The following is an 18,923-nucleotide window of genomic DNA, read 5'->3' as shown; positions in this document are numbered from 1 at the left end:
CCTTACACGTTAAGGAGCAGGAATTCACGCTCCCAGGGACTGATCACCTGCATGAAGGTTTCGAATTCGCCACGCTTCACGCCGGCATAAAGGCCGATGAACTCCTTGCCGAAGACTTCCTCGAAGGCCGGTTCGCCTTCCAGAAGCGCGACTGCCTCCAGAAGCCCGCGGGGAAGATCGATGGATCCTTCATTGGCCGTGTCATAGGTCGGTTCGGTCGGTTCGATTTCCTTCATGATGCCAAGCCAGCCGCAGGCCAGCGAGGCCGCCAGCGCCAGATAGGGGTTCGCATCCGAACTCGGCAGGCGGTTTTCGACACGTCGCGCCGCCGCATCCGAGATCGGCACGCGAAATGCCGTGGTGCGGTTGTCGTAACCCCAGGCATTGTTGACCGGGCAGGCCATGTCCGGCGTCAGGCGGCGGTAGGAATTGACGTAGGGCGCCAGCATGACGAGCGAACTCGGAACGTATTTCTGCATGCCGCCGATGAAGTGGAAAAAGGCCCGCGACGGCGAACCGTCCGGATTGGAAAAGATGTTCTTGCCGGTCTTGGCATCCACCACCGACTGGTGGATGTGCATGGCGGACCCCGGCTGGCCCTGCATCGGTTTGGCCATGAAGGTGGCATAGATGCCGTGCTTCAGCGCCGCTTCGCGGATCGTGCGCTTGAAGAGGAACACCTGGTCGGCAAGCTGGATCGGATTGCCGTGCCGCAGGTTGATCTCCAGCTGCGCCGGGCCTTCCTCGTGGATCAGCGTGTCGATCTCCAGCCCCTGCTTTTCGGAGAAATGGTAGATGTCGTCGATCAGCTCGTCGAACTCGTTGATGCCGGCGATCGAATACCCCTGGCCGCCGACGATCGAACGGCCGGACCGGCCCTTCGGCGGGTGCAGGGGATAATCCGGGTCTTCGTTGATCGCGACGAGATAAAACTCGATTTCCGGCGCCACGACCGGCTTCCAGCCCTGTTCGTCGTAAAGCCGCAGGACGTTCTTCAGCACGTTGCGCGGTGTATAGGGCACCTGTTCCCCGGTCGTGCCCACCACGTCGCAGATCACCTGCGCGGTCGGGTCGCTTTCCCACGGAACCACGGAGAGAGTGGAAAGGTCGGGCACCAGCTTCAGGTCGCTGTCGCGCGGTTCGTAGCGGAAGTTCGCCGTTTCGTCCGGATAGTCGCCGGAAATCGTGTGGCGGTAGAGGGCGGACGGCAGCGCCAGCGAGGTATTGGATGTGAATTTCGATGTCGGCATCATCTTGCCGCGCGGAACCCCGGCAAGGTCCGGCGTGATGCATTCGACATCCTCGATGCCGCGGGCCTTGAGCCAGGAGGCCGCTTCTCGCCAGTTCGCCACACCGCGAAGCGATGTCAGGGATGGCTGTGCCGCAGCCGGCTTGGGCGCGTTTGCAGAGGCACGGGCGGTCGACTTTTTCTTGGGCGGCATGAGGCACCGGGTGTTGTTGACGTTACCGACATCATAGTCGGAACATGGCGATTGGCCAGCCGGGCACATTGACTTTGTCACGCCGATCGAAAACAGGAAGAGGGCAGGCAGGATGGAATGGACGGATCGTGACACGCAGGTTTGACGTGGTGGTGCTGGGCGCGGGAGCCGCCGGCATGATGTGTGCGATGCGCGCCGGCCAGCGCGGTCGCAGCGTGCTTGTGCTCGACCACGCCAAGGCCCCCGGCGAAAAGATCCGCATCTCGGGCGGCGGACGCTGCAACTTCACCAACATCCATGCCGGCCCCGCCAATTACATCTCTGGCAATCGCCACTTCGCCAAGTCGGCGCTTGCCCGTTACACGCCGCGGGATTTTCTCAACCTCGTCGAAAAACACCGTATTCCCTGGCACGAGAAGACGCTTGGCCAGCTGTTCTGTGATGACAGCGCCAAGGACATCATCCGCATGCTGCTGTCGGAAATGCAGGCGGCCGGTGTCAGTCTGTGGCTGCAGCAGTCGATCGGCGCCGTGGACAAGACGGAGAGTGGCTTTCGCATCCATCTCGACAGCGGCCCGGTGGAGGCCGATCATCTGGTCGTGGCAACCGGCGGCAAGTCGATCCCGAAGATGGGCGCGACGGGTCTTGCTTATCGTATCGCCGAGCAGTTCGATCTCCCGGTCACCGAGACGCGGCCGGCACTGGTGCCGCTGACGCTGGAGCCCGTCCTGCTGGAAAAACTTGCGCCGCTTTCCGGCATTTCGGTCGAGGCCGAGGTTCGCCATGGCAAGACGGCTTTTCGCGAGGCGCTGCTGTTTACCCATCGCGGCCTCAGCGGCCCCGCCATCCTGCAGATCTCGTCCTTCTGGCGGGAAGGCGATGCGATCACGCTTGTGCTCGAACCGGGCGTCGACATTCTCGCTCGCCTGAAGCAGGCCCGAAAGGAAAATGGCCGCCAGGCGGTGCAGACGGCGCTCGGCGAAAGCCTGCCGCGACGACTGGCGCAATTCTTCGCCGAGGAGAAGGGGCTGCCCGGTCACATGGCGGACCAGAGCGACAAGGTTCTCGTCTCTCTTTCTGCTGCAGTGCAGCAGTGGGTGGTGAAACCGGCAGGCTCCGAAGGATACCGCACCGCCGAGGTGACACTTGGCGGCATCGATGTCGGTGCGATCGATTCCCGCACCATGCAGGCCAAGACCGTGCCCGGTCTCTATTTTATCGGCGAATGTCTGGATGTGACCGGCTGGCTGGGCGGCTATAATTTCCAGTGGGCCTGGGCCTGCGGCCACGTCTGTGGGGAATCGGTCTGAGACCAGGCCGTCTTGTTCCGGCACAATCGATCAGCGTGACGCGCGCGGATCTGACCCTCTTTTGAACAGATCAGTATGTGCGCAATTGTTCAGATAAATTGCGTCTGCTCACGTTTAGTATTGATTCATGTGTGCATGGCACAACAAGTCATCCCCAATTCCGATGGGCTAAATTTGATAGTCTGTCGATAAAGAATTTTCAGGAGACAAAGATGGTCATTGATCGTCTGCTGGCACGATTTAAGATACAGACCAAGGTCATCGCGTTCATTGTTCCGTTCCTGGCCAGTATATCTGCCGTTGGTTTTTCCGGAATGTACGCCTCCAATCTTTTGCAGACGCGAATGGATATGTCCAACGCTGTGCTGCAATCTCTAAGCGGCTTCAAGTCCGTTTATGCGGGGATGACGGAGTTCCTCAAGAATACCAACGAGACCACGCGGGCGGCGTTGACGACTCAGGTCAGGACGCAGAGTGCGCTCCTGCAGAATGTTCGCGCCGGCGCAAACAGCGGTGAAGGAGAGACGGAAATCAACGCCGCCATCACCGGCACGACCGCGATTTCCGGTCAGATCGACCAGCTCTGGTCGCGTTATCAGGAAGAAGTCACCACCCGCCAGGAAATCGACACTGCGATTGGCGCCATGGTCAAGCTCCAGGCGGAGATCATGGGGTATGCGACCGTCAGCCGTGATGACCTTGCCGCCGATGAGGGCCGGGCCAAGAACCTGCTGCGGGACGCCGAGAAGCTGACCAGAGGTTCCTCCACCATCGCCAAGGTGGTGACGGAATTTAATGCCAAGACCGCTCCGCAGGAGCGCATGGATGTGTTGTCCGGCCAGTTCGCTGCGCTGAGCAGCGCTGTGAAGAGCATTTCCGAAGCGCTTCCGACCGATCAGCGTCTGCTCGGTGACCAGTTGAAGGAAAACCTGGCACAGATGAAGCAGCAGCTGGATATCGGCGTGGTCAACGATGCCACCATCGGTTCGACGGAACGTGTCGTCAATCTGATGCGCCCGGTTTCCATTCGCCTCCAGGGCATTGCCGCCACCAAGGCGCGTGAAGCGACCGAGGCCTTTGGCAAGCTGGACCAGCCCATCGCTGACGCCACCCAGTTCATCAACGCGGCCCGTATCCTGATGGATGCGGTCAAGGCGCTGGAACTGAAGACGGTCCGGTACACGGCAACGCCGAACGACGGCCTTCTCAATGATCTGCAGGGCGCTCTGATGTCGGTCGATATCGCAGCCGGTTCGATGCAGTCCGACAAAACGGTGCCGGCCGAGGCGCGCAAGCGTGCCGACGCCATCGTGCCGCTGATCACCACGGTCGATGAAAACACCGTGGCGCTGCTCGACCTGTCCCGCAAGCGCCTGAACGCCTTTAATGCCGCAGCCCAGGAAATCGACCGGATCTGGACGAACCTGACGACCTTTGCAGCGCATCAGCGTGATGCCGCCGGCGTTGAGCGTGAAAAGGCAAACCAGATCTCCATCACCGCCATGGCCATCGGATTCCTGGTTGCCGTCTTTGCCGGCATCGGCTTGATCATGACCTTCAAGGGTCCGATCCTGCAGATCGCTGCCACCATGCGGCGCCTGGCCGCCGGTGAACTCGACACCCGTATCGAAGGGGAAACACGTCGCGACGAATTGGGCGACATGGCCCGCGCACTCGGCATCTTCAAGGAGAATGCGGAGGCCAAGGTGCGGATCGAAGCGGAAAGCGAGCAGGAGCGTGCGGCGGCCGAAGCCGAGCGCCTGAAGAACGAGCAGGAAAAGCAGGAGATTGACCGGCAGATCCAGTTTGCCGTGACCGCTCTCGCCGCCGGCCTGGAGCGTCTGGCGGAAGGCGATGTCTCCGCCACGATCGATACGCCCTTTGTCGGACGTCTCGAGCAGCTGCGTGCGGACTTCAACCGTTCGCTGAACCGCCTGCAGGATACGATCGGCCAGATCCAGGTCAATGTCGTCGCCATCCAGGGCAATGTCCGGCAGATGTCGGCCTCCACCGATGATCTGTCGCGCCGCACGGAAACCCAGGCGGCTTCGCTCGAAGAGACTGCGGCCGCCGTCAACGAAGTAACCGCCAATGTCCGTTCCGCCGCCGAGCGGGCACGGGAGGCGAATGCCATCGTTGCGGAAACCCGTGAGCAGACCGATGGCTCGATCTCGATCGTCAGGGATGCTGTTGCCGCGATGAACCGGATCGAGGCTGCCTCGCAGAAGATCGGCCAGATCACCGAAGTGATCGATGCGATCGCCTTCCAGACGAACCTGCTGGCCCTGAACGCCGGTGTGGAAGCCGCCCGCGCTGGCGATGCCGGCAAGGGTTTTGCCGTCGTTGCGCAGGAGGTGCGTGACCTCGCCCAACGGTCGGCCAGTGCCGCCAAGGAGATCAAGCAGCTCATCAGCGCCTCGACCGAAGAAGTCGCCGGTGGTTCCCGCCTTGTCCAGCAGACGGGCGATGCGCTGGCAACGATCGGCGAGCAGGTTCTGCGGATCTCCTCGCAGGTGGAAAGCATTGCCAGCTCCTCGCGCGACCAGTCGTCCGCGCTGCAGGAAGTCAACGGCGCCGTCAGCCAGATGGACCAGCTGACCCAGCAGAACGCAGCCATGGTCGAGGAAACCAGCGCTGCCAGCCGTCAGCTGGCAGACGAGGCAGACGAGCTTGTCGCGCTGTTGAACCAGTTCCGCATCGATCAGCGTTCCGCAGCCTACGGCGTTGCCGCCTGATCCGATCTGCCGAAGTCAAGATGAAGGCCTCCCGACCAAGTTTTAGGGAGGCCTTTACTATGTCGAGCGTCTGCGCATTCGCAGAAAAAGACCTTTCGCGGCATTCAGCACTTCTTAACGGCCCGCGCGCACTCTGGAGAAACGCGCTGTTTCCGGCGACAGCAACTGGCTCTGGAACCGTCGCGCATCCCTGTTGTTCATGTTTTCAGGGACAACGATTGTTGAGGAACGTCCATGCAGAAGCCTCGTGCCCGTGCCATTGCCATTGCTCAAGCCAAAGCCGACCGCAAGCAGCGCCTCCTGGTGCTGACACTCTGTGCCACGGCCGCCTTCCTCGCGCTTCCGGGCCTTCTCCTTCTCTGAAAAGGCACCGGCGGTTTTCGTCCGCGATCCTGCTGTCAGGTAGTCGATTGGCGCGCCTTGCCATGATCGTCCTGCCGCGAACGGCACGTTTTTGCTAAGCCTGATGACCTGGCGTGGACGGCGCGCAACATGTCTGCGGCCCAACACAAGGCCCGGCCGAGCGGGCGGGGCATGGGGTCCGCGTGACGGCGATAGAATTCGTCTTCCGACATGGCCCGCGTCAGCAGTCTGGCGGCCACCATGGCCGTAATCATCTCCTGCATGGATCACTCCTGAGGTTGAGGTGATCCCTTTCATTAGGCGCATGGACGCCATTTCCGAACAGACAGAAATCGACTAGGTTTTTCATCCATGAAAAACCTCGCCTGGGATCTCTACGCGCAGTTTCTTGAAGTGGCCCGCCATGGCGGCCTGTCCGGTGCTGGAAAGTCGACCGGGCTCAGCCCCGCCACACTTGGCCGGAAGATGCTGGATCTGGAGGCGGAGATCGGCCGCCCGCTGTTTCTGCGCAGCCGCACCGGTTATCGTCTGACGCCGGATGGCGAAACGCTGATGGCCTTTTGCCTGGAGATGGAGGGTATCGTCCGCAACATGTCCGGCTGGGCCTGCGCGCAGGAGCGGCCGCCGCTTGTGCGCCTCGCCTGCGGCACATGGATGGCGCGTTTTCTTCTCGCGAGCCTTTTGCCGCAATCGCTTGGAGATCGATGCCGGCTGGATCTCGTCATCGGGGAACGCCGGGCCAATCTCGCCCATCGCCAGAGCGATATCGGCATTCGTGCCTTCGAACCGCAGGAGCCCAATCTTGCCGCTTCCATGCTGGGGGAGGTGGCCTATGCCGCCTATCGTGCCGGCGACCGGGACGTGCCTCTTCCGGTGATTGCCGTTGCCGAGGAGGAGGCGCTTTCCGCCTATCTGCGCTTCCCGCACCGGATCTGGCCAGAGAGGATCGGCCTCGTGGTCAGCCGGCCATCCTCTCTTCTAGACGCCGTCAAGGCCGGGGCGGGCATTGCCGTGCTCCCCTGTTTCGTCGGCGATCTGGAGGAAGGGTTGCGGCGCGAGGGCGGGGAGATTGCCGAATTGCGGCATCGCCAGTGGATCGTGATGAACAACGAGGACCGGCATCGCAGGGAGATCCGCGCCGTGGTGGATCGGGCGACCGAGCTGGTCAGAAACAGCGCAGATCTCTTTGCCGGGCAGAGGGGACACACCACCCGGCAAATCTAGCATTGGGGGCAGTCGTCACGCACGCACCGCTCCTCAGCGCGGATTGGCGACGATCACCGGGATCATCAGGTCGCCCCAGTTGCCTTCACCGCCATGGTGGCGGGCCGAGCGGACCAGCTCGACGGAGACGCCGGCATCGACGGCGCGCATCACGGCATGGTTCAGCCGGTGCAGTTCATTGGCAAGGGTGCGGATCGCCGACTGTTGCTCGGCAGTCATGGCGGTGGACTGTTCTTCGGCGCGTTCCTTGACGCGGGTTTGGACGTTCATGGCATTTCTCCTCTTGTTGTGCAGGGGTTGTTGAAGGGGATGTTCAAACCCCTCCCCAACCCCTCCCCACAAGGGGGAGGGGCTTTGCCTGCAGCACCGGGCTGCCCTTCAGGACCGTCCAGCAAGCTGTCGGTTACAATAGGGTGAGGCGGTTCTGCGGGTTACCCCTCCCCCTTGTGGGGAGGGGCTGGGGAGGGGTCTTGTTCGTTACTCAGCCGCCGGGCGGAACTGTTCGTGCTCGGTGGATTCCTTCATCGCCGTGGTCGATGACTGGCCGCCGGTGATGGCAAGCGACACGGCATCGAAATAACCGGTGCCGACTTCGCGCTGGTGTTTGGTCGCGGTGTAGCCGTTGATCTCTGCGGCGAATTCCGCTTCCTGCAGCTCCGAATAGGCCGCCATCTGGCGTTCCTTGTAACCGCGGGCAAGTTCGAACATGCCGTAGTTCAGCTGGTGGAAACCGGCGAGCGTGATGAACTGGAATTTGTAGCCCATCGCACCCAGCTCACGCTGGAACTTGGCGATCGTCGCGTCGTCCAGGTTCTTTTTCCAGTTGAACGACGGCGAGCAGTTGTAGGCGAGCTTCTTGCCCGGATGCACCTTGTGCACGGCCTCGGCGAACTTGCGGGCCTGTTCGAGGTCCGGTTTGCCGGTTTCCATCCAGATCAGGTCGCAATGCGGGGCATAGGCGATGGCGCGCGCAATGCACGGGTCGATACCGTTTTTCACCTGGTAGAAACCTTCCGCCGTGCGGCCCTTGTCGTAATCGACGAAAGGCTGGTCGCGTTCGTCGATATCGGAGGTGAGCAGCTTGGCGGCCTCCGCATCGGTGCGGGCGACGAGCAGTGTCGGAACGCCCATGACGTCGGCGGCAAGTCGGGCGGCGTTCAGGTTGCGGATATGGGCGGCCGTCGGGATCAGAACCTTGCCGCCCAGATGGCCGCACTTCTTTTCCGATGCCAGCTGATCCTCGAAGTGAACGCCTGCAGCGCCGGCTTCGATGAAGGCCTTCATGATCTCGAAGGCATTCAACGGTCCGCCGAAGCCGGCCTCTGCATCGGCAACGATGGGCGCGAACCAGGTCTCGACCGACAGGCCCTTGCCTTCCTGCGTTTCGATCTGGTCTGCCCGCTGCAGGGTTCTGTTGATGCGCTTGGCGAGCTCCGGCGCGGCATTGGCCGGGTAAAGCGACTGGTCGGGATACATGGCAGAGGCCGTGTTGGCGTCTGCTGCAACCTGCCAGCCGGACAGGTAGATCGCCTTCAGGCCGGCGCGAACCATCTGCATGGCCTGGTTGCCGGAGAGGGCGCCGAGTGCGTTGACGAAATCCTCTTCGTTGATCAGCTTCCAGAGGCGGTTCGCCCCCATCTCCGCCAGCGAATACTTGATCTCGACCGACCCACGCAGACGCTTCACGTCCTCAGCGGAGTACGGGCGCTCGATGCCGTCAAAACGGCCCTGCGGCGCGGTGGGAACAAGTTTGTAAAAGTCTGTCATGATGCTCTCTCCCGAATGTGTCGGAGATTGTGACACGCTGTGTGTTTGTCGATTTCCTCTCCGAATGTCTGAGACTGAATTTACAGTGCACCGCAGCGATCCGCCAGAAAATAAGCAGAAACAGCGAGATGAAAGAGGTTAGGTTGTCTTGTCTTTGACTGTGAAGTTTGTAAAACTGTAAAAGATGTAAAAATGCCCATTCCTGACGGCGATGTAAAAGGTGTGACATGGCAGAGCGAAAGATCTTTGCGGGTCCGCGGGTGCGGCGGGTTCGCCTGAGCCTCGACCTGACCCAGACGGCGATGGCGGAGGGGCTGGGCATCTCGCCCTCCTATCTGAACCTCATCGAGCGCAACCAGCGCCCGCTGACGGTCCAGCTGCTGCTGCGACTCGCCTCCGTCTACAAGGTCGATCTCGACCAGCTGCAAGGGGAGGGCGGGGGCGCCGCTGCCCAGTTGCGCGAGGTCTTTGGCGATCCGCTGCTCGCCGGCGAAATTCCGGGCGATCAGGAACTGATCGAGGTGGCGGATGCGGCCCCGAATGCGGCGGTCGGCGTCATCAAGCTGTATCGCGCCTATAAGGAGCAGGCCGAACGCCTGTCGGATCTGGCCGATCTTCTGGCCCGCGAGGGGCACGAGACGTCGCTTTCGGGAGCTCGCCTGCCGATGGATGAGGTGCGTGAGAAGCTGGAAAAGCGACCCTTCTTTTTCGCCCGCATCGAGGATGCCGCGGAGGCCTTTTATGCCGAGCTTTCGCCCGGTGACGATCTGCCGTCCGCCCTGAAGGCCTGGCTCAGGACAAAACACGGCATCGCGGTGCGCACGCTACCGATCCACGCCATGCCCACGCTCAGGCGCCGTTATGACCGCCATTCCATGCGCCTCTTCCTGTCCGAGCGTCTGTCGCTGGTGGACCGGGTGCGCGAGATCGCGCAGGAGGCGGCGCTCCTGGCCATGGGCCGGGAGATCGCCGAAGAACTCAACACGCTCTCGCTCTCCAGCGGCGAGGCATTGCGTATCGGCCGGTTCGAACTTGCGCGTTATGCCGCCCACGCCTTGATGATGCCTTACGGCACGTTTTTTGCCGCTGCCCAGCGCGCCCGCTTCGATGTCGACCTTCTGGCCTCCCGCTTCGATGTCTCCTTCGAACAGGCGGCGCACCGGCTGATCTCGCTCGGGCGCAGCGGGGCTGCCGCGCCGCCCTTTTTCCTGATGGAGGCTGATCACGCCGGTAATGTCATCCGGCGTTCCGGGGCGCAGGGTTATCCGCAGGCCCGTTTCGGCGGCCTCTGTCCCAAGCTTGGCATTCATGCCGCCTTCGCCCAGCCGGGACAATTGCTCGCCGAGCGGGTGGAGATGCCGGATGGTGCGTGTTTCCTGACGTTGTCACGCACGCTGGACGGGCCGAAGGCCGGATTCGGCGAACGGATTCGCCGAACCGCCATCCTCCTCGGCTGTGATTGGGACGCCGCCTCCGAGACCGTCTACGCCGCTGCGGCGGAGCTTCCGGCTGCGCGGGTTCTGGCGGGAACCGCCTGCCGGCTTTGCGAACGGCAGGGCTGTCTGTCGCGCGCCGAACCACCGCTCACACGGCCGCTCGGCCTCGACGAAATGGTGACGGGCCTCAGCGCCTTTGATTTCCAGTAAGGGCCGGGGCGCGATAAGTTTGTGCGGCGCCACACATTTTTGCTTGTGGGGCGAAAAAATCCTTCTTACTCTGCCCTTAAAACAAGAGCTGGAGAGACACCAAGCCCAGGCCCAGCCGAAGTAAAAACGGGAACAGGAGAATATCATGAAACAGACCGTGCTCCGTATGCTGGCGCTTGCCGCGACAGCACTTACCTCGACAGCTGCCCTTGCACAGGAGCGCGTCGTGCATGTCTACAACTGGTCCGACTATATCGACGAATCGGTGCTGGAGGATTTCACCAAGGAAACCGGCATCAAGGTCGTCTACGACGTCTTCGACAGCAATGAACTGGTGGAAACCAAACTTCTGGCCGGCGGCTCCGGTTACGATGTCGTCGTCCCGACCGGTCCATTCCTGGCGCGCCAGATCAAGGCCGGCGTATTCCAGAAGCTCGACAAATCCAAGCTGCCGAACCTCAGCAACATGTGGCCGCTCGTCAGCGAACGGCTGGCGAAATACGATCCCGGCAATGAATACGCCGTGAACTACATGTGGGGCACGACCGGCATCGGTTACAATGTCGACAAGGTGAAGGCGGCTCTCGGGGATATCCCGGTCGACAGCTGGGACATTCTCTTCAAGCCGGAAAATGCGGCGAAGCTGAAGTCCTGCGGCATCAACATTCTCGACGCATCCGACGAGACCTTTGCGATTGCGATGAATTACATCGGCAAGGACCCCGACAGCAAGGTGGCGGCCGATCTGGAAGCGGGCGGCGAAGTCTACAAGAAGATCCGCCCGAACGTGAAGACGTTCAACTCGTCGGCCTATATCGATGAACTGGCCAACGGCGACACCTGCATCACCATCGGCTGGTCGGGCGATATCCTGCAGGCGAAAGCGCGGGCCGAAGAGGCCAAGAACGGTGTGAAGGTCGACTACGTCATTCCGAAGGAAGGCACCTATATGTGGTTCGACAATCTGGCCATCCCCGCGGATGCCAAGAATGTCGCGGAAGCCCATGCCTTCATCAACTTCCTGATGAAGCCGGAAGTGATCGCCAAGGCGTCGAACTATGTCCAGTATGCCAACGGCAACCTGGCCTCCCAGAAGTTCATCGAAGAATCCGTGCTGAAGAACCCGTCGGTCTATCCGAACGAAGCGACACTCGCCAAGCTCTTCACCATTTCGCCCTACGACCCGCGTGCTCAGCGTGTGATCAACCGGGAATGGACGGCCATCAAGACCGGCCAGTAAGCCGGACGTGCATGCCAAACAGTGCCGGCGGTGGATGTTCTATCCGCCGGCATCCTGAATGACGGATCGGTTGTAACGGAGCGGGGGCGCGCATGGCGAAATCTTTGGGACCGGTGAAACGCAAGTTTTCGCCTTGGACAGATCCCGCGGCCACGCCCTTCATCCGGTTCGAGAACATCACCAAGCGGTACGGCGATTTCGTCGCCGTCGACAATCTGACGCTCGACATCTACGAGCGGGAATTCTTTTCGCTTCTTGGGCCCTCGGGCTGCGGCAAGACCACGCTGATGCGCATGCTGGCCGGCTTCGAAGAGCCGACCGAGGGCCGCATCCTGCTGCAGGGCAAGGATCTTTCGGGCACGCCGCCCTACAAGCGCCCGACCAACATGATGTTCCAGAGCTACGCGCTTTTCCCGCACATGACGGTGGAAAAGAACATCGCCTTCGGTCTGGAGCAGGACGGCCTGCCCAAGGCCGATATCCAGGCGCGCGTCGAGGAAATGCTGCGGCTGGTGAAACTCGAGAATTTCGCCAAGCGCAAGCCTGCGCAACTGTCCGGCGGTCAGCGTCAGCGCGTGGCGCTCGCCCGGTCGCTCGCCAAGCGCCCCAAGGTGCTGCTGCTCGACGAACCGCTGGGCGCGCTGGATCGCAAGCTGCGCGAAGAGACCCAGTTTGAGCTGATGGACATCCAGCACACGCTGGGCCTCACCTTCCTCATCGTCACGCACGACCAGGAAGAGGCCATGACGGTGTCGGACCGCATTGCCGTGATGGACAAGGGTATTGTCGTGCAGGTGGCAACGCCGGCGGAAATCTACGAGGCGCCGAACAGCCGCTACGTGGCGGAGTTCATCGGCGATATCAACATCCTGGAATGCGCGCTGGTGGAAAATGCCGGCGAATGCGTGCATCCCGGCCATCCACCCGTGGTGCATCTGGAGAGTGACGGCCTGAAGATCGCTGTCGAGCAGGAATGCGCGGCCGTCGTGGGCGACAGGGTGGCCTTTGCCATCCGCCCGGAAAAAGTGCGCATCTCGCTCGATCAGCCGCCGGAAACCGGCAGCAACCTCGCGCATGGCGAGGTTTGGGACATCGGTTATCTGGGGGATTTCTCGGTTTTCCTCGTCCGGCTGGAGGATGGACGCACGATCCGCGCCGCGCAGGCGAATGTCTCGCGTCTCGTCGATCGGCCGATCACCTTCGGCGACATGGTCTGGTTGAGCTGGCCGCTCGACGGCGGCCTTGTGCTGACACGATAGGGGGCGGACGATGGCAGAGACCGGAGCCACCTCGCAAAACAATCCCTGGCGCTGGCTCGTGGTCGGTGTGCCCTATCTTTGGTTGCTGGTCTTTTTTACCGCGCCCTTCCTGATCATCTTCAAGATTTCGCTGTCGGATACGGCCATCGCCATGCCGCCCTACACGCCGACCTTCGAAGGGTTTGGCGCGATTGGCGATTTTCTCTCGCAGCTGGATGTCGAGAACTATCTCTTCCTGACGGAAGACCCGCTTTATATCAACGCCTACCTTTCATCGCTGCGCATGGCGTTGATTTCCACCGGCCTGCTGCTGCTGATCGGTTATCCGATGGCGCTTGCCATGGCGCGTGCCCCGTCGACGATTCGGCCGACTTTGCTGATGATGGTCATCCTGCCCTTCTGGACCTCGTTCCTGATCCGCGTCTATGCCTGGATCGGCATCCTGAAGCCGGAAGGACTGCTGACGCTCCTCTTGCAGAGCATCGGTCTGTTCGGTCCCGACCAGCAGGTGCAGATCTTCCGCACCGACTATGCGGTCTTCATCGGCATCGTCTATTCCTATCTGCCCTTCATGGTGCTGCCGCTCTATTCGGCGCTGGAAAAGATGGACAACACGCTGCTGGAGGCAGCGAGCGATCTCGGCTGCCCGCCCTGGAAGGCCTTCTGGAAGATCACCTTTCCGCTGTCGTTGCCGGGTGTGATTGCCGGATCGATGATCTGCTTCATCCCGATCACCGGTGAGTTCGTTATCCCGGATCTTCTCGGCGGGGCCGAAACCCTGATGATCGGTAAGACGCTCTGGACGGAATTTTTCGGCAATCGTGACTGGCCTCTGGCCTCCGCCGTCGCCGTGCTCCTGCTTCTGGCGCTGGTCGTGCCGATTGTCATCTTCCAGAACCAGCAGCAGAAGGTGAGGTGATCGCCATGAAAGCTTCCCGCTTCGACAGCACGGTCCTGACGCTCTGCTTCGCCTTTCTCTACATCCCGATCCTGATCCTGATCATCTATTCGTTCAACGCTTCGAAACTCGTCACGGTCTGGGGCGGTTTTTCGCTCGAGTGGTACCGGGTGATGTGGTCGAACGAGGGGTTGATGGATGCCGCCTGGGTGACGGCCCGCGTCGGTGTGCTGAGTGCCACGATCGGTACCGTGCTCGGAACGCTGGCGGCCTTGGCGCTCACCCGTTACCCGCGGTTTCCGGGACGCATGGCCTTTACCGGCATGATCTACGCGCCGTTGGTGATGCCGGAAGTCATCACCGGTCTGTCGCTGCTTCTGCTGTTCGTGGCGATGAACGTCGAACGCGGCTTCTGGACCGTCACCATCGCACACACCACCTTCACCATGTGTTACGTCGCGATCATCGTGCAATCGCGGCTCGTCACCTTCGACCGGAGCCTGGAGGAGGCGGCGCTCGATCTCGGTTGCCCACCGGTCAAGACGTTCTTCAAGATCACTTTGCCGCTGATCCTGCCGGCCATCATCTCAGGCTGGATGCTGGCCTTCACGCTGTCGCTCGACGATCTGGTGATTGCAAGCTTCACCACCGGGCCGGGTGCGACGACCCTGCCCATCAAGATTTATTCGCAGGTCCGCCTCGGGGTGACCCCGGAAATCAATGCCATCTGCACGATCCTGATCGGGCTTGTCACGATCGGTGTGATCTTCACATCCATTTCGACAAAGCGGGCCGAAACCCGCCGCATCCTGGACGAACATCAGGCGGTGCGGGCAGCGGGGTGACCGGACAGGCGAAAGCCGGCACGCTTGCGGGCGCACCGGCTTCCGGATTCAGGCGACGGTTATGATCAACGGTGGCCGATATTGGACTGCGCTGCCGTTTCGCCAACCGACATGCTGCGGCTGAACGGTACCAGCTGCCACAGGGCCGACAGACCGACGAGTACGTAGACGATGGTTGCCAGGGCAGTGTCCTGACCGCCGAAGATCGCTGCGACAAGGTCGAAATCGGCAATGCCGACCAGCAGCCAATTCAAGCCGCCGACAATGATGAGAAGAAGTGTGATGATGTTCAATGCGCGCATGCCGGGTCTCCTATCCTGGTTGGCTGTCAGTCCAACAGGCACATGCCCACATTGTTCCGCCTTGGCGGTGAACATATCGCAGATTACCGCTCCGACGTGACCGGCCAGATGACGGGGTTCGGCCAGGCGCCACCAACGAAAAGATTGACCGGCGGCTGACTGCCGCTCTTGTCGTCCACCGCCGCCGACAGGGCGAGGCTTTGCGTGAGGTAGGGCACGACACCGGATACGGAGAGAGACAGGTTCTGGTTGGCAAGCCGGCCGGTCTGGATTTCGGCATTGCCTGCCGCAATCTTCGCAACGAGTTCGAGGGTCTCGAATGTCGTTGATCCGTTGCGGGCCTGGTCCAGCGAGAAATAGGTGCCTTTGGCCGCAAGCGCGCGGATCTCCGACAGCGACAGGCCTTCGACGTCGCCCGCTTGGGCCGTCACCTTGAGGGTTCCCGATAGGTCGTTGCCGGGCGCATCGGTGATCGCACCCTCTGTCGCAAAGCTGAGATCAAGCGAAGCCGGCGCATTGATCGTCGGTCCCTTCAAGGCCATTTGGCTGGCCAGGGTCGCGAAATTGACGCCACGGATCGAAAGCCGCGCCTTTGTCCGGGGTGCCTGTTGCTGCATCTGCAACTGCGCGGTCAGCGAACCGGTCAAGAGGTCGCTGTCGAGGATCTCGACCTGGCTTCGTTTCGGATCTGCGAGCACGCTGACGGCAACATTGGTCAGCGCAAGCGGTCCGAAGGAGGCCTCGCTGGCGGAAAACCGGACGTCGAAACCAAGGTGCCGTTCCGCGATCGGGTCGTGTCCGGCCCTGGTGTCATCGGGATCACGTTGATCGGCAGACAGAGCCGAGACGAGCGCCCACAAATCGAGATTGTCGAAGGCAAGCGTGCCGGTCACCCGCCGGGGACGGTCTTCGGTTGCCGCCATCAGATCCATCACGCCGTGGCCCTGCGTGCCATTGGCCTTCACCTGAAGCTTGTCGAACCGCAGCACGGTTCCCATGGTGGCAAGCTGTGCGGAGAGCGACAGATCCTTGAGGCGGTCGGCCGTATGAACCGGAAACTCGGCCCAGCGGGCGAGCCCGTTGACGTCCGGCACGCTCAGTTGAAGATCACCGGAGAAAAACGCGTAATTCGCAAGGTTCGCCATGCCGGAGAAGGTGCCGGTGACAAGCGTCGAGGTGATGCTCGCGCTCAAAGATGCATTGCGTCCGCCCAGCAGTTGCAGCGGCTGCGGCGAGGAGAAAGTGAGCGCAAACGACTGGCCGCGAATGTCGGTGTTCAGACGCAATTGCGCCGCCGAACCCAACTGAGGCCAGACCATCATGCCGCTGATGTTCTCCATCACCAGCGCCCGGCCTTGCGGATCCTCGAGACGCAGACGCCCCCCTGCGATCGTGACGTCGCCGATCACCGTCGCTTTTTCCTCAGGATCGAGCGGCTGTTCGTCTGCGGCCTTGCGGAGCGCTTTGCCAAGCAGGCCGCTGCTGCTCCAGTTGACGCGATTGTTCTGGCCCATGCGCACGGTCAGGTCGGGAGACGTGAGGGTGAAATCACGGAAGACCGGCACACCGTAGAGCGCATCGAGAAGGCTGAAACGTGCGGACAAAGTGGCGATGTGACCGAGAACCTCGGAGTCGTCGCGATCTTCGGCGCGGATGGTAATGTCGCGCAAGGTGATGAGCGGTCTCGGCCAGAACTGGAGGTCCGGATTTTCCCGAATGATCACGTCATGGCCAAGCCAGGCTTCCACGGCGGTTTCCATCCGCTCCCTGACCAGGGCAGTGGAGACGAGCACCGGTGCCACGAGCCGGAACAAGAGGATCAGCAACAGGATGCTTCCACCGCTGATCAGAGCGATCCTCAAGATGGTCTTGCCTGGTCGGTAGATCGTCATCACGTGTGAGTTGTCATCTTTCGGTCTTGGCTGCGCAGGCTGCGCGTCCCTGGCTTCGTTAACGGAATTGCCATGCGCATGCAATTCGCGCCGGAACCTGTCGAACAGATGCCCCGTCACGCACCAACGTGGCGGAAGAAAGACGGTTGGCGGCGGTCGATGTCCCAAGATCGTCAGAAGTATCGACGTTCTGTGCCAATACGAGGCATTGGGTCGTCTATCGTACGCAAAGTGCATCCCAGTATAACATGGTGTCGCTTTTTAACGCATTCTTAAGGCGAACACCGGACGATGTCGGCGAGACAAACGGGTGACAATACCCGTGTTTCACGGACCCCATCCGGCAAATCTATCAGCATAAATTACAGGCAGCTTCGGCTGCCTTCTTTTTTGCACAGCTGTGCCTGCCTCATCTTTCTAGCGAGCGCGAGACGATGATCACCGGGATGAGGCCGACGAGGACGATGATCAGCGAGGCGATCGAGGCATTTTCGATCTGTGCCCGCGAGGCATCTTCATAGATCAGGGTGGCCAGCGTGTTGAAGTTGAAGGGCCGCAGCAGGATCGTGGCCGACAGTTCCTTCATGCTTTCCACAAAAACGAAGAGCGCTGCCGTCAGGATGGCGGGCCGCATATTCGGCAGAAGCACGCCGAATAGCGTCTGGGCCCGGTTGCGGCCCAGGGTTCTGGCGGCCATGTCGAGATGCGGCGAGAGCTTCTGGAAACCGGCTTCCACCGTTCCCTCGGCCATCGTCAGAAAACGCACGGTGCAGGCATAAAAGATGGCAAAGCCGGTGCCGGACAACAAAAGGCCGGTCGAGACGCCGAACTGGCTGCGCATCAGCGCGTCGAACGCATTGTCGAAGCTTGCAAGCGGCATCAGGACGCCGATGGCGAGTACGGTTCCCGGCATGCCATAACCGAGCGAGGCGATGCGCCCGGCCAGTCCGGCGAGCTTCCGTTTTTCGGTCCGGTTCGTGTAGGCGAGCAGGAAGCCGAAGATGACGGTGGCAAGGGCTGCAGCGCCGGACACGGTGATGCTGTGCCAGAGCGCTTTCGACAGGCGCGGGTCTGCCAGCAGTTCCAGCCGGCGCAAGGCATAACTCAGCAGCATCAGGAAGGGCAGCAGGAAACCGATCGCCACCGGGATGAAGCAGAGCAGGGCGGCCAGCCAGCCGGACAAGCCGTTCAGCTTCGGGCGCAGCTGGTCGTTGACCAGCGCCGTGGTGCGGTTGACGGAAAAGCGCTGCCGTTGCCGGGCCAGCCGCTCGATCGCGATCAGAACCGCGACGAAGGCGAGCAGGACCAGCGAGAGCTGGGCCGCCCCCGGCAGGCTGCCGCGATTGAGCCAGGTATCATAGATCGAGAAGGTCAGCGTGTTGACGCCGAGATATTCGACCGCGCCGATGTCGTTCAGTGTCTCCATCGTGACGAGCGTCAGGCCGATGACGATCGCGGGGCGAGCCATCGGCAGCTGGATGCGCAGCATGGTGCGCAAGGGACCGGAGCCGAGGGTGCGGGCAACGTCTGCTGCGGCGCGTCCCTGCATCAGGAAACTCGAGCGGCAGGCGAGATAGACATACGGGTAGAGCACCGACGACATGATGAGAACCGCGCCGCCAAGCGAGCGGATATCGGGAAACCAGTAGTCGCGGGCCGACTGGAAACCGAACAGCGACCGGTAGAAACTCTGCACGGGCCCCGTGAAATCGAGAAACTCCACGAAGGTGTAGGCGCCGATGTAGGAGGGGATGGCGAGCGGCAAAACGAGCGCGACAGACAGCAGCCGGCGCAGCGGAAAACGGAAGGCGGTGACGAGCCATGCAGTCACGATGCCGAACAGGCAGCTGACAAGGCCGGTCAGAAGAACCAGGGAAAGCGTGCGCAGCGTTGCGCGCGGCAAAACGGTCTGCAGGATGTGTTGCAGGTTTTCCGTGCCCCCCGACAGGGCGATCCAGACCACGGCAATCACCGGCATGGCTGCCAGCGACGAGGCAAGG

General features: G+C 61.6%; 16 protein-coding genes. 9 read left to right on the top strand and 7 right to left on the bottom strand.

The features are described from left to right. Positions 1-2 precede the first annotated feature (2 nt). A complete protein-coding gene (locus OU993_RS04080) occupies positions 3-1,442 on the bottom strand; it encodes a glutamine synthetase family protein (RefSeq protein WP_268154971.1) in 1,440 nt (479 codons plus the stop codon). Positions 1,443-1,570: 128 nt separating this feature from the next. Between OU993_RS04080 and OU993_RS04075 the strand changes: the two genes are divergently transcribed. From OU993_RS04075 to OU993_RS04065, 3 genes are all read left to right on the top strand, one after another. Further along, complete coding sequence (locus tag OU993_RS04075) at positions 1,571-2,752, top strand: NAD(P)/FAD-dependent oxidoreductase (protein ID WP_268154970.1); 1,182 nt, start codon at positions 1,571-1,573, stop codon at positions 2,750-2,752. Positions 2,753-2,964: 212 nt separating this feature from the next. Beyond that, positions 2,965-5,487 (top strand): methyl-accepting chemotaxis protein, encoded by a 2,523-nt coding sequence (locus tag OU993_RS04070; RefSeq protein ID WP_442792864.1) that lies wholly within the window; start codon positions 2,965-2,967, stop codon positions 5,485-5,487. Between the two features lie 234 nt (positions 5,488-5,721). Continuing rightward, positions 5,722-5,850, top strand: coding sequence for a hypothetical protein (locus OU993_RS04065; protein ID WP_268154968.1), 129 nt, complete (start codon positions 5,722-5,724; stop codon positions 5,848-5,850). Positions 5,851-5,885: 35 nt separating this feature from the next. On the opposite strand, the gene OU993_RS04060 is transcribed toward OU993_RS04065, so the two are convergent. Then, on the bottom strand, positions 5,886-6,113 hold the full coding sequence (locus OU993_RS04060) for a hypothetical protein (RefSeq protein ID WP_268154967.1): 228 nt from the start codon (positions 6,111-6,113) through the stop codon (positions 5,886-5,888). An 88-nt stretch (positions 6,114-6,201) separates the two neighbouring features. Here OU993_RS04060 and OU993_RS04055 point away from each other — a divergent pair, with 88 nt between their 5' ends. After that, positions 6,202-7,074: a LysR family transcriptional regulator gene (locus OU993_RS04055; protein ID WP_268154966.1), complete on the top strand. Its 873-nt coding sequence runs from the start codon at positions 6,202-6,204 to the stop codon at positions 7,072-7,074. Positions 7,075-7,107: 33 nt separating this feature from the next. Here the strand turns inward: OU993_RS04055 and OU993_RS04050 are convergent, their stop codons facing one another. Further along, positions 7,108-7,344 (bottom strand): SMc00767 family acetate metabolism repressor, encoded by a 237-nt coding sequence (locus OU993_RS04050; RefSeq protein ID WP_165215450.1) that lies wholly within the window; start codon positions 7,342-7,344, stop codon positions 7,108-7,110. A 207-nt stretch (positions 7,345-7,551) separates the two neighbouring features. After that, positions 7,552-8,841 carry an isocitrate lyase gene (aceA, locus tag OU993_RS04045; RefSeq protein WP_268154965.1) on the bottom strand — a complete coding sequence of 430 codons (1,290 nt, stop codon included), beginning with the start codon at positions 8,839-8,841 and terminating at the stop codon, positions 7,552-7,554. A 227-nt stretch (positions 8,842-9,068) separates the two neighbouring features. Here aceA and OU993_RS04040 point away from each other — a divergent pair, with 227 nt between their 5' ends. From OU993_RS04040 to OU993_RS04020, 5 genes are all read left to right on the top strand, one after another. Then, the gene (locus OU993_RS04040; RefSeq protein WP_268154964.1) at positions 9,069-10,487 is read left to right on the top strand and encodes a helix-turn-helix domain-containing protein; all 1,419 of its coding nucleotides are present in this window, start codon (positions 9,069-9,071) and stop codon (positions 10,485-10,487) included. Positions 10,488-10,632: 145 nt separating this feature from the next. After that, a complete protein-coding gene (locus OU993_RS04035) occupies positions 10,633-11,727 on the top strand; it encodes a polyamine ABC transporter substrate-binding protein (protein ID WP_268154963.1) in 1,095 nt (364 codons plus the stop codon). A 92-nt stretch (positions 11,728-11,819) separates the two neighbouring features. After that, positions 11,820-12,986, top strand: a complete 1,167-nt coding sequence (locus tag OU993_RS04030; protein ID WP_268154962.1) for an ABC transporter ATP-binding protein — start codon at positions 11,820-11,822, stop codon at positions 12,984-12,986. A gap of 10 nt (positions 12,987-12,996) precedes the next feature. After that, on the top strand, positions 12,997-13,905 hold the full coding sequence (locus OU993_RS04025; RefSeq protein ID WP_268154961.1) for an ABC transporter permease subunit: 909 nt from the start codon (positions 12,997-12,999) through the stop codon (positions 13,903-13,905). Positions 13,906-13,910: 5 nt separating this feature from the next. Next, positions 13,911-14,729, top strand: a complete 819-nt coding sequence (locus OU993_RS04020) for an ABC transporter permease (RefSeq protein ID WP_268154960.1) — start codon at positions 13,911-13,913, stop codon at positions 14,727-14,729. 65 nt (positions 14,730-14,794) lie between these two features. On the opposite strand, the gene OU993_RS04015 is transcribed toward OU993_RS04020, so the two are convergent. From OU993_RS04015 to OU993_RS04005, 3 genes are all read right to left on the bottom strand, one after another. After that, a complete protein-coding gene (locus OU993_RS04015; RefSeq protein WP_268154959.1) occupies positions 14,795-15,031 on the bottom strand; it encodes a DUF378 domain-containing protein in 237 nt (78 codons plus the stop codon). Between the two features lie 83 nt (positions 15,032-15,114). Next, entirely contained in the window at positions 15,115-16,926 is a 1,812-nt protein-coding gene (locus OU993_RS04010; protein ID WP_442792863.1) for an AsmA family protein, read from the bottom strand. Between the two features lie 406 nt (positions 16,927-17,332). Further along, complete coding sequence (locus tag OU993_RS04005) at positions 17,333-18,901, bottom strand: ABC transporter permease (protein WP_268157497.1); 1,569 nt, start codon at positions 18,899-18,901, stop codon at positions 17,333-17,335. Positions 18,902-18,923: the final 22 nt, after the last annotated feature.

Source organism: Rhizobium sp. SL86, from assembly GCF_026672545.1.
GTDB lineage: Bacteria > Pseudomonadota > Alphaproteobacteria > Rhizobiales > Rhizobiaceae > Neorhizobium.
Note: the sequence above shows the minus strand (reverse complement) of the source record. Positions and strands in the feature narration are given on the sequence as shown.

What these genes read in the sequence shown, in the direction of transcription:
- OU993_RS04035 (WP_268154963.1), top strand. Translation starts at nt 10,633, where the DNA reads ATGAAACAGACCGTGCTCCGTATGCTGGCGCTTGCCGCGACAGCACTT.
- OU993_RS04025 (WP_268154961.1), top strand. Translation starts at nt 12,997, where the DNA reads ATGGCAGAGACCGGAGCCACCTCGCAAAACAATCCCTGGCGCTGGCTC.
- OU993_RS04040 (WP_268154964.1), top strand. Translation starts at nt 9,069, where the DNA reads ATGGCAGAGCGAAAGATCTTTGCGGGTCCGCGGGTGCGGCGGGTTCGC.
- OU993_RS04070 (WP_442792864.1), top strand. Translation starts at nt 2,965, where the DNA reads ATGGTCATTGATCGTCTGCTGGCACGATTTAAGATACAGACCAAGGTC.
- OU993_RS04060 (WP_268154967.1), bottom strand. Translation starts at nt 6,113, where the DNA reads ATGCAGGAGATGATTACGGCCATGGTGGCCGCCAGACTGCTGACGCGG.
- aceA (WP_268154965.1), bottom strand. Translation starts at nt 8,841, where the DNA reads ATGACAGACTTTTACAAACTTGTTCCCACCGCGCCGCAGGGCCGTTTT.
- OU993_RS04065 (WP_268154968.1), top strand. Translation starts at nt 5,722, where the DNA reads ATGCAGAAGCCTCGTGCCCGTGCCATTGCCATTGCTCAAGCCAAAGCC.
- OU993_RS04080 (WP_268154971.1), bottom strand. Translation starts at nt 1,442, where the DNA reads ATGCCGCCCAAGAAAAAGTCGACCGCCCGTGCCTCTGCAAACGCGCCC.
- OU993_RS04015 (WP_268154959.1), bottom strand. Translation starts at nt 15,031, where the DNA reads ATGCGCGCATTGAACATCATCACACTTCTTCTCATCATTGTCGGCGGC.
- OU993_RS04005 (WP_268157497.1), bottom strand. Translation starts at nt 18,901, where the DNA reads ATGCCGGTGATTGCCGTGGTCTGGATCGCCCTGTCGGGGGGCACGGAA.
- OU993_RS04050 (WP_165215450.1), bottom strand. Translation starts at nt 7,344, where the DNA reads ATGAACGTCCAAACCCGCGTCAAGGAACGCGCCGAAGAACAGTCCACC.
- OU993_RS04030 (WP_268154962.1), top strand. Translation starts at nt 11,820, where the DNA reads ATGGCGAAATCTTTGGGACCGGTGAAACGCAAGTTTTCGCCTTGGACA.
- OU993_RS04020 (WP_268154960.1), top strand. Translation starts at nt 13,911, where the DNA reads ATGAAAGCTTCCCGCTTCGACAGCACGGTCCTGACGCTCTGCTTCGCC.
- OU993_RS04055 (WP_268154966.1), top strand. Translation starts at nt 6,202, where the DNA reads ATGAAAAACCTCGCCTGGGATCTCTACGCGCAGTTTCTTGAAGTGGCC.